Source organism: Thermogutta sp., from assembly GCF_014359955.1.
In the GTDB taxonomy this organism is placed as follows: Bacteria; Planctomycetota; Planctomycetia; order Pirellulales; family Thermoguttaceae; genus Thermogutta.
The window spans coordinates 1-4826 of the sequence record NZ_JACIYL010000302.1 but is presented as its reverse complement, the minus strand read 5'-3'; the positions used below and the strand labels follow the sequence as shown (position 1 = coordinate 4826).

Annotated in this window: 4 protein-coding genes and 1 pseudogene; all 5 read right to left on the bottom strand. The window is 57.0% G+C overall.

What is annotated here, in order from left to right; translation table 11 throughout:
* Positions 1–93: hypothetical protein (locus H5U08_RS19845; protein ID WP_366494393.1), on the bottom strand; the 93-nt coding region annotated here is incomplete at its 3' end.
* Between the two features lie 95 nt (positions 94–188).
* Positions 189–1502 (bottom strand): hypothetical protein, encoded by a 1314-nt coding sequence (locus tag H5U08_RS10300; protein WP_297032720.1) that lies wholly within the window; start codon positions 1500–1502, stop codon positions 189–191.
* Positions 1503–2022: 520 nt separating this feature from the next.
* Positions 2023–2721: a hemerythrin domain-containing protein gene (locus tag H5U08_RS10295; protein ID WP_297032719.1), complete on the bottom strand. Its 699-nt coding sequence runs from the start codon at positions 2719–2721 to the stop codon at positions 2023–2025.
* 454 nt (positions 2722–3175) lie between these two features.
* Positions 3176–4135: an MBL fold metallo-hydrolase gene (locus tag H5U08_RS10290; protein ID WP_297032717.1), complete on the bottom strand. Its 960-nt coding sequence runs from the start codon at positions 4133–4135 to the stop codon at positions 3176–3178.
* 131 nt (positions 4136–4266) lie between these two features.
* A pseudogene (locus H5U08_RS10285) lies at positions 4267–4826 on the bottom strand (hypothetical protein); the annotation flags it as partial.

Genomic DNA, 4826 nt, shown 5'->3' with positions numbered 1-4826 from the left:
CGGAATTCCACGAGTCGCCAAAACAGGGCAAAAACCGCTCGAGCCGGGCTTGAGTCCCCTTGGCGCTGACGTGATCACAAGTTCCCAGGCCATCGTCAAAATTCTCCGCTCAGAGTTTCACGACTTTTTTCCTGTCAGGGTATTTCGCGTGATGTCTTCCAGCACCCTTTCGGTGCAGGGGCGTCATCTCATCCCGCAGCCCCCCGAGGAGCGCTCCCGACAAGCCGACCCACCAGGCCAGGCATCCACCGCACGAGGGTGTACAGGAGGGGCGTTTCTACCCACATGGGCTGGATCTTGCTCGGGAGAAATCCAACGATCTCACCGCGTTCGTTGGTCTCCGGGGAACAACCGGTTGAGCTGACGGGAATGTAAACCACGTCCCTGGTGAGTGTCTCGGCGGCAACCACGATTTCTGGTACATGTTGCTCCATCAGGGCGCGTACCGCATGGGATACCTCCACGATCCGCTCGATACTCACGCCCGCAACGCCCTTGGCCGTCATGCGATATGGTTCTGGAAGCGGCCAGCAGGGGAGCAGTGGGCCCCAACAGTCCGCCTTGGCCACAATCACGACAAGCGGCGGCATCCCCTTGCGCAGGGCTCCCTCGTGATGCCTGAGCACCCTTTCCCAGGCCTCGCGAAGGATCACGTCCTGACGGTATGGGACCTCTCGCGCTGGTCGACTGAGGTCCATGCGGACCTGCGGATCGTCGGAAATGCGACTGACTTCCCGCCGAAATCGTAAATCTTGGGTGGGGTCGAACACGAAAAACCAGGCCGCCGACAGCGCGAGGTGACGCGTGACCGGGCTTCGCGCGGAATCCGCACCGGGGAGAAAACTTTCCCCTGCATTGTCGTAAACCACCAGCGCCCGTCCTCCATGAAGCCCCAGCTTGGCCCGCGGGTGTTTTCCCACCGGCTGAATAGAAAACAAAAAGGGCTTTAAATACTGAACAGGCGCACCCCCCAGCATCACGACGTTATACAGGTCACCGGTGGTTTCGGTTTTCGGAAGCTCCACAGGTGTCTGACCATCACGATTGAGGAAGAGAGTATTTTCGTACTCCTGCAGCCGCTGATTATGAATGGCATCGAGATCGGTCAGAGCCAGTCCGAATTTCTCTGGAAGAAGTTTCCGTAAACGCCAAATCATCGTCGTAAGGAAATACGACTTTCCCGACGCTGGAGCTCCCAGAACAGAAAAAAAGACCGGCCGTAAATGAAAAATGCCGCGTGGGATTTCCAGGTGGCAATGGGGACAGGCAAGCCGGGAAGTGGGCATGCCCCGGCTGTCCAAAGCATTGCCCTGGGGCGTAAAACGATTGGGGAGAAACCGCTGGGGCACATGAGGACCGAGCAACCGGTCGCCCAAAAGGTCGGGATGTTCCGAAATCCAAAGGGTGTCCGCAGGCTGAAAGACGTGCCAGCAATGGGGACAGGTGATCTTGGACAACAAGGGTCCCAGCACGTCCTGCTCATCCAGCATTCGGTTGCTCATTTACAAGTTTCCCCCTTTCCTCAATACGCCTTGCAAGCTCATTGCCAAACAGGAGCGCTGCAGCGTCAGGTCGCCCCATCGGCCAGAAGAAGCAACGGGCGGCGAAAACGACGCCTCGTGCCCCCTTTTTCGTATTATCCCCAAAAGATGGGCGAAATTCGCCAGGGGTATGGAAAAAGCGAGCCTGGGCAATCGGGCACGTCTATCGCGCAATCCCGATTTGCCGTTCCGATCTGCCCACAAACTGTCAGGCACCATGAAAAGCATGCCCCTCGGAGCGAATGATTCCGGTTTGCCAGCATCCTCCAACAAGATTATCCCCAGCCGGGCCCGAGTGCAACTCCTCTGACGCCCAGTGGAGCCCTATGACCGTTTTCTGCGGCTGGGTCAGTGCTTTGCCCGACGACCAACCGCTGCGCCCGCTGAAATTTTAGTAGCAGGTGGCATGCCGAGATAAAACTGGAGCCTCGCTCCCTTTTGTTTTCACTTCCCCGCAGTCCGCGAGACACAACGTCCCGCTCTAATCAAGCTGCGCTGTAAACTGCCGCAAATCGTTGATGCCCAGTCGAGCTTCCAACTCGCCCACTCGGGCAACCACCTTTTCGAAGCCGCCGCTCCCGAACAGTCGGTCTTCCTCTTCTTCAAATCGTTCTCCCAAGTCAGCAAGTTCCTTGGCGGACAAGATGTGGTGAAGAGCCGGAAAGACTTCCGTATCTTCTCGCGCTTCGTGCGGGCGATACATTCGTATGAAGGCACGACACGCTCTCGCAAAGCTGCGCCGGTTCTCCGACTGCCGCCAGGCAGGCGCTTCAGTGACTTTGAGAATCCTGTCTGTTACTTTTCTCCCTACAGCGTGCTGCTCACGCAACACAGCCACGAGATCCGTCAACCGTTGATGCTTTTCGAGAACGGGGAAAATGTGATTCTCTTCCAGTTTGGCATGGTAATCCTCCACGAAACTCCGGACAAGCGTTCCCGCTTCATGCACGACCTCCCCAACGTCTTCCCCGGCTTGAGGCAGCCGCGCTAAAGCCGCCTCGTAGATCAACAAGATGCGATTAAGAACTCCATGCTCGCGCATGAGATCTTCGCCGGCAGCTACCGGCGACTCTTCCAAGTCTTCCCCGGATTCCGCTGCACTCACGGCCGTCTTCCCACAAACAATCACCAGTCCCAGACCGGCCGTTTGACTGAGGAATTGCCGACGACTTCGAGACATGGCCATCCTCCTTTCCTGGATCGCGATGGAGAAAACAGGTAACGTTCCTTCCACGGCTGCGGACGACTCTTTTGTGGTATCCAGTCCCTCTGGTTGGCGACGTTGACGGCGAAGTGGCCAATTTCCGCCACCGTTTGCTTGACAGCCTCAAAAAGCCATCTCAATCTCAATTGCAGGAGAATTACCGACTTCCCACACCGACAAGAATTCTAGCAATTTGGACAAGTGAATGACTTGCACCGGGGCAACCCGATCGCTGCGAAGAACGCGCCACCCTGCAAACTACAACGAGTCACTCGACACGGTTGCTGCTTGAAAAGACCGCAGCAACCTCGCCGACCTTGCCCTTCCACGAAACCGGGTATGGGCGAGAGGACACCGTCAAGAATTGGGTTGCACAGATCCCCCAACTTGGGCCTTTTGGACGGCACCAGCGAGCCGCTGACTCTCCACTTCAATTGGAAAGCGGTGCGAGTTCGAGGTTCTTTCTCGCCTCAACGGACAGATGCTTCCCGTCCGTCGACACAATCACCGTCCCGTGCCATGGCGTGACATAGACCCCAGTTCCCATTGGTGCAAACAGATCCACAGCATGAATTCCCGGCACGTTCCGTGTGGGATGATCCGGGTAGTCAACGATGCACGAGGCGATCGCCACCTGCGCCTGAACCGCCTTGGCAAAATCGGCATTACCAAAAAACCCGTGATGGGGCACAATGACCACGTGCGCTTTGAGCTTTGCAGGAGATTCCCTGACCAGCACGGCTGCCGCTTCGTTTCCGAGATCTCCGGGAAGCAGAAAGACCGCGGCCTTGTACTGCACTCTCAATACAAGCGAATTGTTGTTATAGGTTCCATGCGGCTGGGGATTCGGAGTCAAAAAAGGTTCTTCCGGCGGCCAGAGGACCTCCACATGCACATCGGCTCCCCACTCAAGACGGCTTCCCCGCCATACTTCCGTGACTCGGGCGCCCTTTTGCTCGGCCAGCTTCTGTAGCCCCAGCGAAAACTCCGTCTCGGATGTCTTGAGCTTTTCGGGAACCTTGCGCACAAACGGAGAGACGATCAACTCTTTCACCGGCCAGCGTTCGAAAACAGCCGGGACACCGCCCTGATGATCGCCGTGCGGGTGAGAGATTACGACTCCCGCTATCTGGTCCACATGATGCTCGGTGAGGCATGCCGCCACGGTATCCCGATCCCCACCACCCCCGGTATCAATGAGGTAATGCCGACCTTCCGGAGTCTCCAGCAGCATCGCCAGACCATGTTGTTTCAACTCGATCACAATTAGTGTCAGCGGTTTCTGATCGCGATCTGCACCGCGAACAGTCAGCCCCAACAAGAGGCCGAGAGAAATCGCCAGCGCCACGGACGCTTTTTGGACGAACAATGTCGATCGCTGGATTCTCATACGTCACCCTTTCACAGTGGAGGGAAGCTTATCATCACCCCGCCTGTCAGCAACGAACATCTTGCCGAAATGTTTCTTGCCATCCCAGTCTTTCTCCATAGGTGAATACCCCATTCCTCGTAAGGCACACCTCACTGTCCGAAAAGAGTATTGATCGCTTCCACGGTTCGATCCACCAGGATCTGTCCGCCTTCCGGACTGACTTCTGTGCTCTCCACGACCGCACTGTATCCGCCCGCCGCAACCGCGCGGTCCGTCGCCAGATATGTGCCCGCGCCCGCAAGCTGGATCACGAAGGTCTGCGTGGCTTTGCTCCTGGCCTGAATTTGCAGACCGAAGTCCACGAACAGTTCAAAGGGATTGGTAGCAATCGCCACATCCCCGAGCCGTATCACATGAATCTCGTAGGACTTTTTCCACTGGTCATTGGAAAGCTGCTGCTGTCTCTCGTAGCGCTCGGCGACGCGCTGATACCAGAGCATCTTCATCCGCAGGGCAGGTTGATCGGCCAGCTTAGCAGCTTCTTCCTGTGCCGTCCGAGCTTCTTCGGCCGTGACCATACGCAGAGGCAGTTCCAGACTGAGCACCTTATGCTCAAACGGGACACTGGAATACAGCTCCTGCCGTGCCACATTGTAAACATCCATCACCGTCTCGCTGATGCGACGGGAGATTTCCTGGAGCGCGTCGA

Excerpts from the sequence above, each read along its gene's own strand:
- H5U08_RS10295 (WP_297032719.1), bottom strand. The coding sequence starts at position 2,721 with ATGTCTCGAAGTCGTCGGCAATTCCTCAGTCAAACGGCCGGTCTGGGA.
- H5U08_RS10290 (WP_297032717.1), bottom strand. The coding sequence starts at position 4,135 with ATGAGAATCCAGCGATCGACATTGTTCGTCCAAAAAGCGTCCGTGGCG.
- H5U08_RS10300 (WP_297032720.1), bottom strand. The coding sequence starts at position 1,502 with ATGAGCAACCGAATGCTGGATGAGCAGGACGTGCTGGGACCCTTGTTG.